The organism is Ruegeria sp. ABV4_181 (assembly GCF_056158465.1).
This window is the reverse complement of record NZ_JBSWTI010000002.1, coordinates 1,150,624-1,166,227: the sequence shown is the minus strand read 5'-3', so window position 1 is coordinate 1,166,227 and position 15,604 is coordinate 1,150,624. Positions and strand designations below refer to the sequence as shown.

17 protein-coding genes are annotated in these 15,604 nt (G+C 61.3%); 14 read left to right on the top strand and 3 right to left on the bottom strand.

Annotated elements, in window-relative coordinates; all coding sequences use genetic code 11:
* Complete coding sequence (locus ACXAC3_RS05880) at nucleotides 1–732, bottom strand: TVP38/TMEM64 family protein (RefSeq protein ID WP_475157835.1); 732 nt, start codon at nucleotides 730–732, stop codon at nucleotides 1–3.
* A gap of 296 nt (nucleotides 733–1,028) precedes the next feature.
* Between ACXAC3_RS05880 and rpmH the strand changes: the two genes are divergently transcribed.
* The 14 genes from rpmH (at nucleotide 1,029) to ACXAC3_RS05810 (ending at nucleotide 13,449) form a co-directional block, all read left to right on the top strand.
* Complete coding sequence (gene rpmH, locus ACXAC3_RS05875; RefSeq protein ID WP_005980833.1) at nucleotides 1,029–1,163, top strand: 50S ribosomal protein L34; 135 nt, start codon at nucleotides 1,029–1,031, stop codon at nucleotides 1,161–1,163.
* 26 nt (nucleotides 1,164–1,189) lie between these two features.
* Nucleotides 1,190–1,615 carry a ribonuclease P protein component gene (gene rnpA, locus ACXAC3_RS05870; RefSeq protein ID WP_475157834.1) on the top strand — a complete coding sequence of 142 codons (426 nt, stop codon included), beginning with the start codon at nucleotides 1,190–1,192 and terminating at the stop codon, nucleotides 1,613–1,615.
* A complete protein-coding gene (yidD, locus tag ACXAC3_RS05865) occupies nucleotides 1,612–1,857 on the top strand; it encodes a membrane protein insertion efficiency factor YidD (protein WP_475157833.1) in 246 nt (81 codons plus the stop codon). Before rnpA ends, yidD begins: the two co-directional genes overlap by 4 nt.
* 67 nt (nucleotides 1,858–1,924) lie before the next feature.
* Entirely contained in the window at nucleotides 1,925–3,541 is a 1,617-nt protein-coding gene (locus tag ACXAC3_RS05860) for an acyl-CoA dehydrogenase family protein (protein ID WP_475157832.1), read from the top strand.
* 44 nt (nucleotides 3,542–3,585) lie between these two features.
* A complete protein-coding gene (ttcA, locus tag ACXAC3_RS05855) occupies nucleotides 3,586–4,479 on the top strand; it encodes a tRNA 2-thiocytidine(32) synthetase TtcA (protein ID WP_475157831.1) in 894 nt (297 codons plus the stop codon).
* A gap of 71 nt (nucleotides 4,480–4,550) precedes the next feature.
* Nucleotides 4,551–6,095, top strand: coding sequence for a putative bifunctional diguanylate cyclase/phosphodiesterase (locus ACXAC3_RS05850; RefSeq protein ID WP_475157830.1), 1,545 nt, complete (start codon nucleotides 4,551–4,553; stop codon nucleotides 6,093–6,095).
* Between the two features lie 123 nt (nucleotides 6,096–6,218).
* Entirely contained in the window at nucleotides 6,219–8,048 is a 1,830-nt protein-coding gene (gene yidC / locus ACXAC3_RS05845) for a membrane protein insertase YidC (protein ID WP_475157829.1), read from the top strand.
* Nucleotides 8,045–8,782, top strand: coding sequence for an MOSC domain-containing protein (locus ACXAC3_RS05840; RefSeq protein ID WP_475157828.1), 738 nt, complete (start codon nucleotides 8,045–8,047; stop codon nucleotides 8,780–8,782). Before yidC ends, ACXAC3_RS05840 begins: the two co-directional genes overlap by 4 nt.
* The gene (gene yihA / locus ACXAC3_RS05835; protein WP_475157827.1) at nucleotides 8,779–9,432 is read left to right on the top strand and encodes a ribosome biogenesis GTP-binding protein YihA/YsxC; all 654 of its coding nucleotides are present in this window, start codon (nucleotides 8,779–8,781) and stop codon (nucleotides 9,430–9,432) included. The genes ACXAC3_RS05840 and yihA overlap by 4 nt, the downstream gene beginning before the upstream one ends.
* Nucleotides 9,429–9,797, top strand: coding sequence for a DUF2946 family protein (locus tag ACXAC3_RS05830; protein ID WP_475157826.1), 369 nt, complete (start codon nucleotides 9,429–9,431; stop codon nucleotides 9,795–9,797). Before yihA ends, ACXAC3_RS05830 begins: the two co-directional genes overlap by 4 nt.
* A gap of 66 nt (nucleotides 9,798–9,863) precedes the next feature.
* Entirely contained in the window at nucleotides 9,864–11,267 is a 1,404-nt protein-coding gene (locus ACXAC3_RS05825; protein ID WP_475157825.1) for a PepSY-associated TM helix domain-containing protein, read from the top strand.
* Nucleotides 11,268–11,383: 116 nt separating this feature from the next.
* The gene (argB, locus tag ACXAC3_RS05820; protein WP_475157824.1) at nucleotides 11,384–12,247 is read left to right on the top strand and encodes an acetylglutamate kinase; all 864 of its coding nucleotides are present in this window, start codon (nucleotides 11,384–11,386) and stop codon (nucleotides 12,245–12,247) included.
* Between the two features lie 21 nt (nucleotides 12,248–12,268).
* Entirely contained in the window at nucleotides 12,269–12,955 is a 687-nt protein-coding gene (locus tag ACXAC3_RS05815) for a ferredoxin (RefSeq protein ID WP_475157823.1), read from the top strand.
* The gene (locus ACXAC3_RS05810; protein WP_475157822.1) at nucleotides 12,952–13,449 is read left to right on the top strand and encodes a SixA phosphatase family protein; all 498 of its coding nucleotides are present in this window, start codon (nucleotides 12,952–12,954) and stop codon (nucleotides 13,447–13,449) included. Before ACXAC3_RS05815 ends, ACXAC3_RS05810 begins: the two co-directional genes overlap by 4 nt.
* A gap of 45 nt (nucleotides 13,450–13,494) precedes the next feature.
* On the opposite strand, the gene ACXAC3_RS05805 is transcribed toward ACXAC3_RS05810, so the two are convergent.
* Together ACXAC3_RS05805 and ACXAC3_RS05800 are read right to left on the bottom strand one after the other, a co-directional pair.
* Nucleotides 13,495–14,286 (bottom strand): amino acid ABC transporter ATP-binding protein, encoded by a 792-nt coding sequence (locus ACXAC3_RS05805; protein ID WP_475157821.1) that lies wholly within the window; start codon nucleotides 14,284–14,286, stop codon nucleotides 13,495–13,497.
* Between the two features lie 12 nt (nucleotides 14,287–14,298).
* Nucleotides 14,299–15,603, bottom strand: a complete 1,305-nt coding sequence (locus tag ACXAC3_RS05800) for an amino acid ABC transporter permease (RefSeq protein ID WP_475157820.1) — start codon at nucleotides 15,601–15,603, stop codon at nucleotides 14,299–14,301.
* Between the last annotated feature and the right edge of the window lies 1 nt (nucleotide 15,604).

The following is a 15,604-nucleotide window of genomic DNA, read 5'->3' as shown; positions in this document are numbered from 1 at the left end:
TCAGGCGTCCTTTCGGCCACGCAGGGATTTGATGACAATCGGCAAAGCGGCCAGCACGCACAAGCCCAGGATGGGGCCGATGACGAAAGGTTCCCAGAGCAAGGACACATCCGGCGTACCGCCCCGGTCAAACACCCCACCCAGCCCGACGCCGATCCAGGTGTAGACAATGCCGCCCGGGATGATGCCCAGCGCAGTGGTGAACAGGAAATTGCGGAACTTCACGCCCACCAGCGCAGGCACCAGGTTGGCGACGAAAAACGGCACAACGGGCACAAGGCGCAGCAGGAACAGCACCGGGATTTCATTCTCGCGCAACCCGTCTTTCAGTTTCTTGACCGTCCCTTCCGAGGATTCCAGACGCGCCGTCAGGGTCTCGCCCAGCCCCCAGCGCGCCGCCAGAAAAATCGCAGACGCACCAATGGTCGCCGCGAACACGTTGAAGACGGTTCCGGCGACAAGGCCGAACAGAAATCCGCCGGTCATCGAAGCCACCGCCGCCCCGGGCAGGGAAAAGGACACGATGACGATATAGATCGCCACAAAAGCAGCCGCCATCGACCAGTAATTGGCATCGCGCCACGCCAACAGCGCCTCGCGGTTGTCGCGCAGCGTCTCGAAGGTCAGATAGTCGCCCAGGGTAAAGAACCCCACCGTCGCGACGGCGAGAATCACCAGCAAAGGGATATGCCGCGCAAACCCGTTGCGCGGGGCCTGAGTCGTATCGCTCATAAGGCTGTCCGGTTTTGTGCGTTTCATTCTGCCCCAACATGCGACACCGGCGGCTGCGGCAACAGGGGCCTCACGCTGCGTTGATGATTGGGGCCGGGAATGTGAGGGTTTGGGGCACCAAACCGGCCATTTTGAAACCTTTTGTACGGCCGGGTTACAGAATTGTTGCAAAAGGCGACAAAACCCCCACCTAGGGGTTTGACTTACCCCCCGCTACCCAGTAGAGAACGGGCTTCGAACACTTGGGCCAGGCGAATCCGCGCCGCACCCGACCGCTATAGATTGGAGACGGAGCGATGAAACGCACCTATCAGCCTTCGAACCTGGTTCGCAAACGCCGCCACGGTTTCCGTGCGCGCATGGCCACCAAGGCCGGCCGCAAAATCCTGAACGCGCGCCGCGCACGTGGCCGCAAATCGTTGAGCGCGTAAGCCGCTCAACCTTTCAGGTTGTGAACATGACGCCGCCGGAGGCCCCTGAGGATGGTAGAAACCAGCCCGGGGATACGCCCCCGGCGGCGTCCGTTTGCGCGCCTGAAACTCTGACCGTCCTCCGGAAGCGGTCCGATTTCCTGAAAGCCGCCCGAGCGCGCAGGCAAGGCACGTCCTCGATGATGGTCCAGGCCCGCAAACGTGCGCTTGATGAGGCGGAGGGCATTCGGGTCGGCTTTACCTGCTCTAAGAAGGTCGGCAATGCCGTGGCCCGCAACCGCGCCAAACGGCGTTTGCGCGAAGCTGCGCGCGCTGTCCTGCCCGTGCACGGAATTGACGGGTGGGATTATGTGCTGATCGGACGGGCGGAAACCACGGCCGCGCGGCCTTATGCGGCGCTGCTGGACGATCTGCGCTATGCGCTGCGCAAAGTGCATAGCGCGCGCAAATGACCTTGCTCTCACATATCTTCGCTCTGCCGGTCCGCGCGTATCGGCTGGTGTTCAGCCCCTGGGTCGGATTCAACTGCCGTTATCAGCCTACCTGCTCGGCCTATGCGCTTGAGGCGCTGGAGAAACACGGTGCGATCAAAGGCGCGTGGCTGGCGGCACGGCGAATTGGCCGGTGCCATCCCTGGGGCGGCGACGGGTATGACCCGGTCCCGGATCACAAGGATCATGACCCCACATCCTGACCTCCGGTCAGACTTGACCGGCGCACGCCAGCGCTGAACAGTTGGACCTGTTGAACCCGAGGTCCAGATGACATCCAAAGCACGCCATTCCCTGTCCACGCACGAGGTCACGAACCAACCCCCTGCGCGCGGGGACCTTGACCTTTGGGCCTCTGACCCGGCGTTGCAAGACACTCTGCACGCGGCAGGCGGACGTCCAAAGCCGCTGGCGGTTTACGGTGAAACGCTGGGGCGTGCCGAGACGCGCGATATGGCGCGCGACGCCAACCGTCATATCCCTGAACTCCGGCTGTTCGACCCGGGCGGCAGACGTCTGGACGAGGTTCGGTTCCACCCGGCCTATCATCAGATGATGCAGATCAGCCAGACGGCGGGCTACGCCGCGCTGCCCTGGGACGGGGCGCCCGGTGGTCACGCAACTCATGCGGCGATGATCTACATGGCCAGTCAGGTCGAGCCCGGCCATTGCTGCCCGTTGACGATGACCTATGCGGCAGTCCCGGCCCTTGCGGCTAATGCTCAGATCGCCTCGGACTGGCGGCCGAAACTGACAGCCCGCAGCTATGACCGGGCGACGAAACCGGTCGAAAAAAAGACCAGCGCCACGCTCGGGATGGCGATGACCGAGAAACAGGGCGGTTCCGACGTGCGCGCCAACTCAACTGTTGCCACACGGGATGAGGATCACTGGCGCCTGCGCGGGCATAAATGGTTCTGTTCGGCGCCGATGTCGGACGGGTTTCTGACCCTGGCGCAGGCCCCCGGCGGGCTGACCTGCTTTCTCGTCCCCCGCTGGCTGGAAGATGAGCGCAACGCCATCCATCTGATGCGGCTGAAGGACAAGCTGGGCAACAGATCCAACGCGTCTGCAGAAATCGAATACCAGGACGCGCTGGCTTATCAGCTGGGGGATGAAGGCGCGGGTGTTCGCACCATACTTGAAATGGTGCACCACACCCGGCTCGACACCGCAATGGCCCCGGTCGGGTTGATGCGCGCGGCCCTTACCGAAGCACACCACTGGGTGTCGCATCGCAGCGCCTTTCAGCGCCGACTGATAGACCAGCCCCTGATGCGCACCGTGCTGGCCGATCTGGTGTTGGACTGGGAAGGCGCGCTGACGCTGGGGATGCGCGTCGCTCAGGCATTCGACAGCAACGCGCCGGAAGACAGGGCTTTTGCCCGCATCAGCGTTGCCCTAGCCAAGTTCCTGAACAACAAGCGCTGCCCGGTCGTTGTTGCTGAGGCGATGGAAGTGCTGGGTGGCATGGGCTACGTCGAGGATACCCCCCTGCCTCTGCTGTACCGCGAGGCGCCGCTGAACGGCATTTGGGAAGGGTCGGGTAATGTGATCTGCCTCGATATCCTGCGCACCCTGACACGTGAGCCGCTGGCGGCCGAAACGCTGCAATCCGAGCTGGATGCAGCCCAAGGGGATGACAGGGCCTATGACGCGGCCCTGACTGCCCATCGCGACCGCTGGCCCGCCCCCCCGCCCGAGGCTGAGGCGCGCTGGTTCGCTGAGCGCACGGCGCTGTTGCTGACGGCCTCGCAACTGTTGCGGCACGCGCCCGGCGCGGTGGCCGACGGATTTATCTCGACCCGCATTTTGGGCGACGGCGGACGCGTCCCCGGGTCCGTCGCAGGGCTGGACACAGACGCGCTGCTGGCACGGCTGGGCTGAGCCGCCCACTTGCCCGGATGCGCCTTCTGCTGTAGGGGCTGCGCATGTTTGACGAAGCTGACGATATCCACCCGCTCTTTGCCGGCGCGCCCTCGACCACCGAGTTCAAGAAACTGCGCAAACGCATCGTGCGCCAGACCCGCGAGGCCATCGAGCAATACGGGATGGTGGACCCGACCGCCCATGACAAAGACGGCAAACCGCCCCGCTGGCTGGTCTGCCTGTCGGGCGGCAAGGACAGCTACACCCTGTTGGCGGTGCTTTACGAGCTGAAGTGGCGCGGCTTGCTGCCGGTAGATCTGCTGGCCTGCAATCTGGATCAGGGCCAGCCGGGTTTTCCCGCCACCGTTCTGCCTGAATTTCTGGAACACATGGGTGTGCCCCATCGGATCGAATATCAGGACACCTATTCCGTCGTGATGGACAAGGTTCCGCAGGGTCGTACCTATTGCGCCCTGTGTTCGCGCCTGCGCCGCGGTAACCTCTACCGCATCGCACGCGAAGAGGGATGTTCCGCCGTGGTGCTGGGCCATCACCGGGACGATATTCTTGAGACGTTCTTCATGAACCTGTTTCACGGCGGCCGTTTGGCGACCATGCCGCCGAAACTGGTGAACGAAGAAGGCGACCTGTTTGTGTTCCGCCCACTGGCCCATGTTGCCGAGGCCGATTGCGAAAAATTCGCCACCGCCATGAAATACCCCATCATCCCCTGCGACCTGTGTGGCAGTCAGGACGGGTTGCAGCGCCAGCAGGTAAAGCAAATTCTGGATCAATGGGAAAAGAACAGCCCCGGTCGACGTCAGGTGATGTTCCGGGCGTTAACCAACGCGCGGCCGTCGCACCTGCTGGACCCGAAACTGTTTGATTTCCAGAACCTTGCCCTGAATCCCGGCAAAACTGGCGAAAATTCGGATGAAATTCCGCAGTTGCGTTAACGACTGACTCAGATTGGTTTTCTACGGTTGCTTTATGCGTGCGATGCCAAAGGTAAAGGCCCTGAAAACCGATGTGGAAACATATCTCAGTTAATCGAGCTCTTGATTCACTTGCCTCCGTCCTGAGCGGGCCGCCGGCGCTGGCATTTGCTCCGGCAATCAGCCTGGCCGCGTTCTGGATTGGCGGTGAACGTGCGCTTGTCATCGTTGCGCTGGGCCTGCCGCTTGTTCTGTCGGTGGTTTTTGCCATCAGCGCCAGGGCCGAGGCGCGAAGGCTCCGCCGCGGTCCGACCAGCGGGCTGATGCCCATCGACGTCTTTGCCGCCCGCATGGAAAGGATATTCGCCGATGCAGGCAATCGCGGTGAAAACTCGGCCTGTATGATCGTGGCGCTGGACGATTACTCCGACTTCCTGGACCTGCACGGCAATGCCGCCGCCGGCCACCTCACCCAGCAATTCAGCACCCGCGTCCTGTCGGTCATCCGCTCTCAGGACCTTGTGACGCTGCTGGACCAGAACAAGATTGCCATAGGTTTGCACCCGTCCCAACACCTGGATCTTGAGGCCTGCATTCAGATGTCCGGCAGGATACAATCCGTGGTCGAGGACCCGGTTACCCTGAACGGCGCGGGCGTCTATGTGTCCTGCTCGATCGGGTTCAGCTTGCTGTCCGGCATCGGAGAAAAAGGGTTTGAAGGCTGGATCGACGCAGCCTCGGACGCTTTGGCAGAAGCGCAAAGAAACGGGCCATCCACCATTCGCGCCTATTCCAGCGAAACCCGCCGCCGCTCGCGAATCCGGGCCAATCTGCGAAAGGAATTCGAGGCCGCGTTGGACAACGGCGAGATACGGCCGTGGTTTCAGCCGCAAATTTCATCGGATACCGGCCGGGTCACGGGGTTTGAGGCGCTGGCAAGGTGGGAGCATCCGCAAAAGGGCGTCCTCGGACCACAGGTTTTTCTGCCCTTTGCCGAACAGGCCGAATTGATGGAACGCTTTGGTCAAGCCATGCGTCACCACGCCTTTGCAGCCCTGCGTGCCTGGGACGGCGCCGGGGTTGCGGTTCCCCGGATCGGCGTGAATTTCTCATCCGACGAGCTGCGCGACCCCACTCTGATTGACCGGTTGAAATGGGAGCTGGATCAGAATGACCTCACCCCCGACCGGCTGGCGGTCGAGGTTCTGGAAACCGTGTTCTCCCGAAGACCGGATGATGTGATAACCCGGAATGTCACCAGTTTATCCGACCTGGGGTGCTGCATAGATCTGGACGATTTCGGCACCGGTCATGCCTCGATCGCATCCATCAAGCGCTTTGACGTATCGCGCATCAAGATCGACCGAACCTTTGTGGCCAAAGCGGATCGCGACGCCAGCCAGCAACAACTGGTCAGCGCCATCCTGACCATGGCAGAGCGGCTGAATGTCGAAACTCTGGCCGAGGGTGTCGAAACGCCGGGCGAACACGCTTTGATGGCCCAGTTGGGATGCGACCACGTTCAGGGGTTCGGGATCGGCAAGCCAATGCCGTTCGAAAAGACGCTGGATTGGATCGCCGCGCATCAGAACAAGGTTAACGGCGTTCCGAAGATCGGTCGTCAAACGGGCTCGTAATCGCTGTTTTACCCCACTGAAACGCGATCCGTGACGAAATGACGGGCGAATCCGCTTGACCTTTGGCCCTGCACTCTGTTGAACCCACCGGGTGTGTTTCACTGCTTAAGGTGGCTGTCCCCGATGGACGATCAGAACAAGAATCTCATCCTCGCAACCGCGCTCAGCTTTCTCGTGATCCTTGTGTGGTTCGTGCTGTTCCCACCACCCGAGCAAGTGCCCGCGCCGGATCAGACCGAGATCAGCGTCACGGAAGGCAACGAGGTTCAGACCCCGAGCGCCTCGGATGTCGGCACTGTCGGCGAAGCCGCGGCCACCGCAGAGGAAACACTGCCTGAAACACAAGCGCCGCGCATTCAGATCGACACCCCCCGCCTGAAGGGCAGCCTGTCGCTGTCAGGCGGACGGATCGATGAACTGTTCCTGAAGGACTACAAGGTCTCCATCGACAAAGGTGCGCCCATCGTCGAACTGCTGTCCCCGGTAGGATCAGACTCTGCCTATTACGCTTTGTACGGCTGGGCTCCGGGAACCGGTCTGACCGGCGCTGACGTGCCCGGCCCCAATACGCTGTGGACCGTGGAAAGCGGTGAAGCTCTGGCCCCTGACACCCCGGTCACCCTGAAATGGGACAATGGCAACGGCCTGACCTTCCGCCGCACCGTTTCGGTTGACGATGACTATATGTTCACCGTCACCCAATCCGTTGAAAACAGTACCCAGGCCGAGGTTGGTATGGCCCCCTACGGCATTCTGGCTCGCCACGGCATTGGCGAGGACGGCGACCTGCCCGGCCTGAAGAACTTCTTCATCCTACATGAAGGCGTGATGGTCATGGCCGATGGCGTTCTGGATGAAATCGATTATGGCGATGTGCGCGATTTCGACATCGACCCCAACGAACGCGCCCAGGCAGAGGTCTTTCAGGTCAAAGAGGGCGGCTGGGTCGGCTTCACCGATCACTATTGGATGACCACCCTGATCCCCGCCGAGGGCTCGACCTTCAAGGCGGCCGCAAAATACGACGCCCGCCGCAAAATCTACCAGACCGAAACGGTGCTGCCGACCCTGACCGTTGCGCCTGGCGCAACCGAAGAGGTCACAACACAGCTGTTCGCTGGTGCCAAGGAATGGGAAACCATCCGCGAATACCAGAAAGAAGGCGTTCAGAAGTTCATCGACAGCATCGACTGGGGCTGGTTCTACTTCCTGACCAAGCCGATCTTCTGGCTGCTGCACAACATCAACGCCCTGATCGGCAATATGGGCTGGTCGATCATCGGCCTGACCCTGATCATCAAGGCGATCCTGTTCCCGCTGGCGTTCAAATCCTACGTTTCGATGGCGAAAATGAAGGAACTGCAGCCGCAGATGGAAGCCCTGAAAGAGGCGGCGGGCGACGACCGCCAGAAGATGCAGCAGGGCATGATGGAGCTGTACAAGAAGGAAAAGGTAAATCCGGCCGCGGGCTGCTTGCCGATCCTGCTGCAGATCCCGATCTTCTTCTCGCTCTACAAGGTGATTTTCGTCACCATCGAACTGCGTCAGGCCCCGTGGTTCGGCCCGTTCCAGGACCTCAGCGCGCCCGACCCGACCTCGATCATGAACCTGTTTGGTCTGTTGCCCTGGGCCGGCCCGCAACCTGAAACCCTGATGGCGCTGATCTTTATCGGGATCCTGCCCCTGCTTCTGGGTATCTCGATGTGGCTGCAGCAAAAGCTGAACCCGGCGCCAACCGACCCGACCCAGGCGATGATCTTTGCCTGGATGCCATGGGTGTTCATGTTCATGCTGGGCGGTTTTGCCAGCGGTCTGGTGGTCTACTGGATCGCGAACAACACCATCACTTTCACGCAGCAGTACCTGATCATGCGCAGTCAGGGCTATAAGCCGGACGTGTTCGGTAACATCAAATCCGGCTTCAAGCGCACGCCAAAAACGGATGATAAATGACTGCTGAAGTGACCCAGCTTTGGCGGCATCCGATCAAAAGTCATGGTCGTGAAGCCGTGGATACCGTAATCGTGACCCCCGGGCAGACCATGCCCGGGGATCGCGTTTGGGCGGTTGCCCATGAGGCGTCCAGGGCTGATGGCTCGGAATGGGTCCCTTGCGCCAATTTCAGCCGGGGTGCGAAAGCGCCGCAGTTGATGGCGATTTCGGCGCGGCTGAACGGCGAAACGCTGACGTTAAGCCATCCAGAACGCCCGGACCTGACCTTTGATCCCGACAGCGAAACACAGGCGTTTCTGGATTGGGCTAAGCCCCTGATGCCCGCGGATCGGGCCGCCTCGGCCCGGATCATCCGGGCACCGGGCCGGGGAATGACCGACAGTGACTTCCCGTCGATCAGCTTGTGCAACATGGCGTCTCACCGCGCCGTTGGGCAAAAGCTGGGTCAGGACCTGTCCATTCACCGCTGGCGCGGCAACATCTGGTTCGATGGCCACCCCCTGTGGGAAGAGTTCGACTGGCTTGGCCGTGAGGTCCAGATCGGCGAGGCCGTGTTCCATGTGCGCGAACGCATCACCCGCTGTCTGGCGACGACGGCCAATCCGGAAACCGGCGCGCGCGATGCCGATACGCTGGGCGCGCTCGAAACATGGGGCCATCAGGATTTCGGCGTCTATACCGAGGTTATTCGCGGCGGTGCGATCTCGGTCGGTGACAAGGTACATCTGATATGAGCACCCTTCCCTTCCCCCTGGCAGAACATCCCGACGATGCCGCGCTTGAGCGCGGCCGCAAACTGTTCGCGGGTCCGTCCGAGTTTGTCAAAGGTGTGGTGGCCATGGACGGCCTGCCCGCGCCCGACCGGCTGGAGGTCTGCTTTGCCGGCCGTTCCAATGTGGGCAAGTCCAGCCTGATCAACGCGCTGACCGGCACCAAGGGGCTGGCACGTGCGTCGAACACGCCGGGCCGCACGCAAGAGATCAACTTTTTCACCCAGGGCCCCGATCTGTATCTGGTGGACCTGCCCGGCTATGGCTATGCCAACGCGCCGGTGAAGGTGGTGGAAAAGTGGCAGCGGCTGCTGAAACAGTATCTGAGCGGGCGACAGACCTTGCGCCGCGCCTTTGTCCTGATCGATTCACGCCATGGGGTCAAACCCGTCGATGCCGAGATCATGAAGCTGCTGGATACCAGCGCCGTGACGTTTCAGTGCGTGATGACCAAGGCCGACAAGGTGAAGGCCAATGATCGTGCGAAGGTTCTGGACCAAGTGCGCGGGGCGTTGTCGAAACATCCGGCGGCCTTTCCTGAAATCGTTCTGACCTCATCTGAAAAGGGCGACGGGATACCGACGCTGCGCTCGATCGTCGCCCATCTGGAATGACCCTGCCGCTGCGCTTTTTCACTTTGCTGACAACGCTGGCGCTGTTGCTGACCGGCGCCATACCGCAGGGCTGGATGCCAGCGATGGGCAATGACGGCACAGTGCTGCTGGTTCTTTGCACCGGTGAAGGCACGGTCGAGCAATGGGTCGATCTGGACCCCGACGATCCCATTCATGACGACAGCGACGAACGTACCCTCTGCCCTTTCGCGGGCCTGACCGCCGATGTCGATCTGCCTGTGGTTGGGGCTACCCTGCCCTTTTCTGTGCCGCTGCAGCCACGCCGGACGCACCGCGACTTCACCCATCGCAGCGCCGGGTTCTACGCCCGTTATGATGCGCGCGCCCCGCCTCTGATCTCCTGAATTTTCGCAAGACTTGTAAACCTGCGCAGACGCTGCGCGGGGCAATTTTCGAATCCGGAGACTTCAATGGCACCCAATAGCCAAACCCCGGGGGACACCCCGACGCAAAACACTGCTGCGCAAAAATTCTACTTCGCCGCCTGGCGGTGGCACTTCTACGCGGGAATTTTTGTAATTCCCTTCCTGATCATTCTGGCCGCCACGGGCCTGATGATGATGTTCATCACCCAGTTTGACGGTCGCGACGGGGAAAAGATCGCCGTCCCGGTCCAGGACACAGCCCTGCCCGCATCGCAACAGGCCGCAATCGCTCTGACCGAGGTGCCGGGCACGGTCGTTGAATGGATCGGCCCGAAGGCCGCCGATCTGGCGACGGTCTTTCGCATCAAGACCGACGTGGGCCAGCGGCTTGTGGCGGTCGACCCCTATGCCGGAGAGGTCCTGCAGATTTGGGATCGCCGCGCCGGATGGTACGATCTGGCCGACAACATCCACTCGACCCTGCTGATCGGCACGACCGGAGACCGCATCCTTGAGATCGCCGCCGGGCTGAGCCTCTTGCTGGTCTTCACCGGGCTGTACATGTGGTGGCCGCGCGGCAACGCCTTGGCTGTTCTGGTTCCCAACCTGCAGGCGCGGGGGCGTGCCTTGTGGAAATCCCTGCACGCCGTGATCGGGTTCTGGATGTCCGCCCTTCTGGTCGTCTTCCTGATTTCCGGCCTGTCCTGGGCGGGTGTCTGGGGCGGTATGATCGTCCAGCCGTGGAGCAGCTTCCCCGCTGAGAAATGGGACAACGTACCCCTCTCGGACGACACGCACGCCAGTATGAACCACGGGCACCAGAATGACGTCCCATGGGCGCTGGAGCAGACACCGATGCCGGCCTCGGGCTCTGAGGCCGGGGTTGACGGTGTTCCGCAGGGTGCGCCCGTGGATATCGACGCGCTTATTGCCCTTGGAACGGCACTCGACATGACAGGGCGGTTTCGCGTGGCCTATCCAAGTGGCGAGACAGGTGTCTGGACCCTGAACCGGGACAGCATGAGCAGCGATTCGACCGACCCGGTGAATGATCGCACCGTCCATGTAGACCAGTTCACCGGCAAGATACTGGCGGATATCCGGTACGAGGATTACTCGCTGATGGGTAAATCCATGGCCGTGGGTATTCCGTTTCACATGGGTCTGATGGGCATGTGGAACTTCGCCCTAAACCTGATGTTCTGCCTGTCGGTCATCTTTGTTTGCGTCTCGGGCGTCGTGATGTGGGTCAAGCGACGGCCACAAGGCGCCCGGCGGCTGGCCGCGCCGCCGATGCCTGCGGAATTGCCGCTGTGGAAAGGGGCAGTGCTGATTGGCCTGTTCACCGCGATGGCCATTCCACTGGTCGGGCTGACGCTGCTGGCCGTGCTGGTCTTTGACCTCCTGCTGGTCAGCAACATACCGGCAATGAAACGCGCGATGAACTGATGCGCCCGGGTCGCGCCCTGGCAGGGTGCGGCCCCTCCGGAACACGGGTTTCCGCGATCTGGTCTTGGCAGCACCCCCCAAAGGTCCTAACACGGTGTCCCAGAGGGACAGCAGCCATGAAGACAAGAGACATGAACCGGGATTGGATCGCCACCGCCGCCACCTTGAACAGCGCCCTACCCTATCTGCAGCGCTATGACGGGGCCATTGTTGTCATCAAGCTGGGCGGGCACGCCATGGGCAGTGATGAGGCGATGGAAAGCTTTGCCCGCGACGTCGTCCTGATGCGTCAGGTCGGGGTGAACCCGGTGATCGTGCATGGCGGTGGTCCGATGATCAACGCAATGCTCGACAAGCTGGATATCCGGTCGGAATTCGTGAACGGCAAACGGGTCACCGACAAGGCCACCGTGGAAGTGGTTGAAATGGTCCTGTCCGGCCTTGTGAACAAGCGCATCGTTCAGGCGATCAACGGTCAGGGCGGCTCTGCTGTCGGCCTGTCGGGCAAGGATGCGAATTTGATGACCTGCGATCAGACCGACCCGTCGCTGGGCTTTGTCGGCTCGCCTGCGGAAATGAACCCGAAAATCCTGCACGATCTGTTTGCGCATGATGTGATCCCGGTCATTGCGCCTTTGGGTGCAGGCCGCGAGGGCGAGACGTTCAATGTCAATGGCGACACCGCAGCCGGAGCGATTGCCTCGGCGCTGAAAGCCGACCGCCTGTTGCTGCTGACCGATGTTTCGGGCGTCAAGAACGCGGCCGGAGAGGTCGTGACCGAGCTGAAGGCCGGCCAGATCCGCGAGATGACGCTGGACGGCACGATTGCAGGCGGGATGATCCCCAAGACCGAAACCGCGCTGGACGCGCTGCACAGCGGTGTTCGGGCCGTTGTCATTCTGGACGGGCGTGCACCCAATGCCGTGTTGCTGGAACTGTTCACAGAACACGGTGCCGGGTCGCTGATCCGGCCCGATTGAACCCCGGAGGGCCGAGAAGACATGACCGGACAAGCCCCGCCCTTCTCTGCCGCCGCATCCGGAACCTACGATCTTGTTCAAGGGGCTGCTCAGCGTGCCGGTCTGATCGTCATGGGCGCGCTGCATCCGCGACGTGCGGATGCCAAACAGCTGCACGGAGGAACCCTGATCCTGCTGGGTGCGGGACCGGAATTCTGGCCCACACTGAAATCCGCGCCTGAATGGGGCGGCGGCGATCCTGTGGATCGCTGGTCGTTGCGGGTGATTGGCAAAATGGCGCAGGATCTGGCCGCCGACGCCCATTTCCCCTTTGGCGGCCCGCCCTATGCGCCGTTCATCGACTGGGCGCTGAAATCTGGTCGCACCTTCAGCAGTCCGGTGGGGGCTTTGGTGCACGATACGGTCGGCACGATGATCTCATTCCGCGGGGCGCTGCATTTTGACGAGGAATTCGCGATCCCTGAACCTGCAGGCATCTCTCCATGCGCCACGTGCCCGGCCCCGTGCGCCCGAGCCTGCCCGGTGGGTGCGCTGAACACGCAAAGCTTCTATAACGTCGATGCCTGCCACAGCCACCTGTCCACCTCCGAAGGGCAAACCTGCATGACCGGCGGCTGTCTGGTGCGGCTGTCCTGTCCGCTCAGCCGGGGCGCCGGGCGCGACCCGGAACAGTCCGCGCATCACATGAAAGCGTTTCACCCGTCATGACCCGCACCCTGATCCTGACCCGGCACGCCAAATCCAGTTGGAGCAGCCCCGCGGCCAGCGATCACGATCGGCCCCTGAACAAACGCGGGCGCAGATCGGCCCCGGCGATAGCGGCATGGTTGCGCGAAAACGACTGGTTGCCGGATGAGGTTCTGAGCTCAAGTTCGGCCCGAACGCGCGAAACCTGGGAGCGGATGGGCCTGACCGCCGACAAAGTGGGCTTTCACCGCGCGCTTTATCACGCGGACCCCACGGGGATGCTGACCGTGCTGACCGGGGCGACCGGGCAGACGGTTCTGATGCTGGGCCATAACCCCGGCATCGCATTCTTTGCTAACCAGATTGTGCGACAGGCACCCGCGCACGCCCGGTTTCATGACTATCCCACCTGCGCGACAACGGTGATCCGCTTTGAAATCGACGACTGGGCGGACATTCGATGGCACAGCGGTACTGTTCAGGGTTTTGTCATCCCGCGCGAGTTGCTGGAATAGAAAAGGCGGGGACCTGCCCCGCCTTCATTGGTTTCGTGACCGGAATCAGTGCCCCAGAATCTGGCTCAGGAACAGCTTGGTCCGTTCGCTTTGCGGATTGTTGAAGAACTCTTCGGGCTCGTTCTGCTCCACGATCTGACCGGCGTCCATAAAGATCACGCGGTTAGCCACCTGACGGGCGAAGCCCATCTCGTGCGTCACGCAGAGCATGGTCATGCCTTCCTCGGCCAGTTCGATCATGGTGTCGAGCACCTCTTTGATCATCTCGGGGTCCAGCGCCGAGGTCGGTTCATCGAACAACATGATCCGCGGCATCATGCAGAGCGAGCGGGCAATCGCCACACGCTGCTGCTGACCACCCGAAAGCTGGCCGGGATACTTGTCGGCCTGCTCAGGAATCTTCACCTTTTCCAGGAAATGCATCGCACGCTCTTCGGCCTCTTTCTTAGGCGTCTTGCGCACCCAGATCGGGGCCAGCGTGCAGTTTTCCAGAATGGTCAGGTGTGGGAACAGGTTGAAGTGCTGGAACACCATGCCAACCTCGGACCGGATCTTGTCGATGTTCTTGAGGTCATTCGACAGCTCGGTCCCGTCCACGATGATCGTGCCCTGCTGATGTTCCTCCAGCGCGTTCAGGCAGCGGATCAGGGTGGATTTGCCCGACCCCGACGGCCCCGCGATAACGATCCGCTCGCCCTGATTGACGGTCAGATTGATGTCGCGCAGCACGTGGAAGGACCCGTACCACTTGTTCATGTTGTTGATTTCGATGGCGACCTCGTCGCTCACCTGCATCTTCGAGCGGTCGATTTCGCGTTCAATTGCAAGTTCAGACATGTGTTGAACTCCTTAACGGTGGCCAGTCTGAAGCTTGCGCTCCAGATACATGGAATAACGGGACATGGAGAAGCAGACGACAAAGAACAGCGCCGCGATGAAGGCGAACAGTTCCCAGTAGATGCCGTTCCAGGCGGTGTCGGCGCGGATGGCAGATGCCAGTCCGATCACGTCGAACAATCCGATGATCGACACCAGTGTCGTATCCTTGAAGATCCCGATGAATGTGCTCACAATGCCCGGAATTGAGATTTTCAGGGCTTGCGGCATGATGATCAGTCGCTGTGCTTGCCAGTAGTTCAGGCCGAGACTGTCGGCACCTTCATACTGACCCCGTGGCAGGGCAGCCAGACCACCCCGGATCACCTCGGCCATGTAGGCAGCCGAGAACAGGGTCATCATGATCATCACCCGCAGGATGATGTCAAAGTTGGTGCCCGGCGGCAGGAACAGGTTCAGCAGCAGCGATGCCACGAACAGCAGGGTGATAAGCGGCACGCCGCGAATGAACTCGATAAAGCCCACGCACAGGTATTTGACGATCAGCAGGTCCGACTGACGTCCCAGCGCCAGCACGATACCGATGGGCAACGATACACCAATGGCCACGACGCCCAGCAGGATCGCCAGCATGAAGCCGCCGAACTGACGGCTTTCAACCGCTTCGATGCCAATCGGCAGGATCGCATCCATTGCGCCGGTGAAGTAGCTGGACAGCACCAGCCACCAGATCAACGCCGCCACAGCCGCGCCAATCATCCCGAACAATTCGCTCAGCTGCTTGCTGACGACCGTGTAAACACCCCAGCCGACAACAAATCCCAGTGCCGCTGAAATTGGCCCCCAAATGGTACCACCCCACATCAGGAACGGCATCAGGAACGGGTAGATCGCGGTGAAGATCAGCATTTTCGTCGGGAACCGGTCCGAGTACAGAACCGGCGCTAATGCCACCAGCAGAAGCAGCAGCGACAGGATCGGCCGCCAGTACAGGTGGCTTGGGTAGAACCCGAACAGCAACTGCAGCCAGCGGTCATTGATCACGGCCCAACAGGCGTGGCCATGGGTCGATCCCCAGGTGGCCATCATGATCTCGCGGCATTCGTTCAGCGAATTGGCATTCCAGACCGACTGGAAGATCCAGGGCAAAACACCCGACAGGACGTACCAGATCGCATAGAGCGAGATTACCGTCAGAATGGTGTTGAACCAGCCAGAAAACAGGTTGTGTCTTACCCAGCCGACTAAGCCGACTTCAGACGCGGGCGGCGCCTGTTCCGGCAGCATTTCCGTGCGGACAAATGAAACATCACTCATA